This window comes from Streptomyces flavofungini (assembly GCF_041028215.1).
Lineage (GTDB): Bacteria > Actinomycetota > Actinomycetes > Streptomycetales > Streptomycetaceae > Streptomyces > Streptomyces flavofungini_B.
The window spans coordinates 1-2,043 of sequence record NZ_JASKYR010000995.1; the positions used below are offsets into that span (position 1 = coordinate 1).

3 protein-coding genes are annotated in these 2,043 nt (G+C 73.1%); 1 reads left to right on the forward strand and 2 read right to left on the reverse strand.

Going from position 1 to position 2,043, the window contains the following annotated elements; genetic code table 11:
* Together AB8Z36_RS37550 and AB8Z36_RS37555 are read right to left on the reverse strand one after the other, a co-directional pair.
* On the reverse strand, positions 1 to 487 hold a 487-nt coding region (locus AB8Z36_RS37550; RefSeq protein ID WP_369217861.1), incomplete at its 3' end, for a DNA-3-methyladenine glycosylase I.
* A gap of 122 nt (positions 488 to 609) precedes the next feature.
* A complete protein-coding gene (locus tag AB8Z36_RS37555; protein ID WP_369217859.1) occupies positions 610 to 1,080 on the reverse strand; it encodes a DivIVA domain-containing protein in 471 nt (156 codons plus the stop codon).
* A gap of 125 nt (positions 1,081 to 1,205) precedes the next feature.
* Here AB8Z36_RS37555 and folP point away from each other — a divergent pair.
* On the forward strand, positions 1,206 to 2,043 hold an 838-nt coding region (gene folP, locus AB8Z36_RS37560; protein ID WP_369217860.1), incomplete at its 3' end, for a dihydropteroate synthase.

The following is a 2,043-nucleotide window of genomic DNA, read 5'->3' on the forward strand; positions in this document are numbered from 1 at the left end:
TGCTCGTGGACTGGCCCCGGGGGGGGGGGGGGGGGGGGGGGGGGGGGGGGGGGGGGGGGGACAGGGCCGTGGACTCCGGGGTGATCGCCGGGACGTCGGAGAGCCTCTTCGGGGCCGGACGGGAGACCGGGTCCGGGGCGAACGACCAGATCAGCTCGTCCAGTTCGCCCCGGGGCCAGTCCACGAGCACGCGCGCGTTGGCCAGCGTCGCGTCGATCTTGGCGCGGTTGCGGATGATGCCGGGGTCCGCCAGGAGCCGCTCGCGGTCCTCGTCGGTGAACTTCGCGACCGCCGCGATGCCGAACCCCGCGAAGGCCGCACGGAAGCCCTCCCTGCGGCGCAGGATCGTGATCCACGACAGGCCCGACTGGAAGGCCTCCAGGCTGAGCCGCTCGAACAGGGCGTCGTCACCCCGGACCGGGCGGCCCCACTCGGCGTCGTGGTACAGCACGTAGTCCTCGGTGGAGAGGCCCCAGGGGCAGCGCAGACCACCGTCCGGCCCCGCGACAGCGTCGGTATCGGTGACGGTGTCGGTGTCGGTGTCCGTTCCCTCAGCGGGGGCGGTGCCCGTGTCCTCGCCCGTGCCCGTGCCCGTGCCCGTTTCTGTGCTCACTTGTCGTCGGCCCTCTCGTCCTCGTCCCGCTTCTCGTCCCGCAGGGGTACCTCGTCCCGTACGGGTGCCACGTCCCGTACGGACCGCACGGACTTCTCGTCGTGTCCGTCGTCGGAGCGGCGCGGTGTGTAGCCCTCGAACAGGGCGCCGCCCGTGACCGCCGTCGCCTGGGCGCCCGCCAGGGCCGCCTCAAGCTCGGCGATGCGGGCGTCCCGCTCGGCGAGCTCCGCGCCCAGGCGGCTGAGGGTCTCGTCCACGTCCACCATGTCGTAGCCCCGCAGGACCATGGGGAAGCGGACCGCGTCGACGTCGGCGCGGCGCAGCGGCCGGTCCGGGGGCAGCGGGTCGGTGAGGCGCTCGGGCGGGGCGTCGGGCAGGGCGCCGCTCTCACCGCCGCCCACGACGGCGAGGGTCACCGCGCCGACCACCACGACGAGCGCGATGACCAGGAACAAGAACAAGACCATGACCGCAGGCCCCCACGCTCGACTGCCCGTACCGAAAGTGTCAGGGTCCGATCGTGCCATGCGGCTGTGACAGTTAAGGTCGCAGGCGGCCGAACCGCGACAAGGACCCAGGAGGGCCACAGGGGATGCTCAGGCTTGGACGGCGCGAGTTCGACGCGCACGAGCCGGTGATCATGGCGATCGTGAACCGGACACCGGACTCGTTCTACGACCAGGGGGCGACGTTCCGGGACGAGCCCGCCCTGGCCCGCGTGGAACAGGCGGTGGCCGAGGGTGCCGCGATCATCGACATCGGCGGCGTCAAGGCGGGCCCCGGGGACGAGGTCTCCGCCGAGGAGGAGGCGCGCCGTACGGTCGGCTTCGTGGCGGAGGTGCGCAGGCGCTTCCCCGACGTGGTGATCAGCGTCGACACCTGGCGGCACGACGTCGGCGAGGCCGTGTGCGAGGCGGGCGCCGACCTGCTCAACGACGCCTGGGGCGGTGTCGACCCCCGGCTCGCTGAGGCCGCCGCGCGGTACGGAGTGGGCCTGGTGTGCACGCACGCGGGCGGTGCCGAGCCGCGAACGAGGCCGCACCGCGTCACCTACGAGGACGTGATGGCCGACATCCTGCGTGTGACCGTCGGTCTCGCCGAGCGCGCGGTCGCCCTCGGGGTGCCGCGCGAGTCGGTCCTCATCGACCCGGGGCACGACTTCGGCAAGAACACCCGGCACAGCCTGGAGGCCACCCGCAGGCTGGGCGAGATGGTGGAGACGGGCTGGCCGGTCCTGGTCTCGCTCTCGAACAAGGACTTCGTGGGCGAGACCCTGGACAAGCCGGTCAAGGAGCGCGTCATCGGCACGCTGGCGACGACGGCGGTCTCGGCCTGGCTGGGCGCGCAGGTCTACCGCGTCCACGAGGTCGCCGAGACCCGTCAGGTCCTGGACATGGTGGCGACGATCGCCGGGCACCGGGACCCCGCCG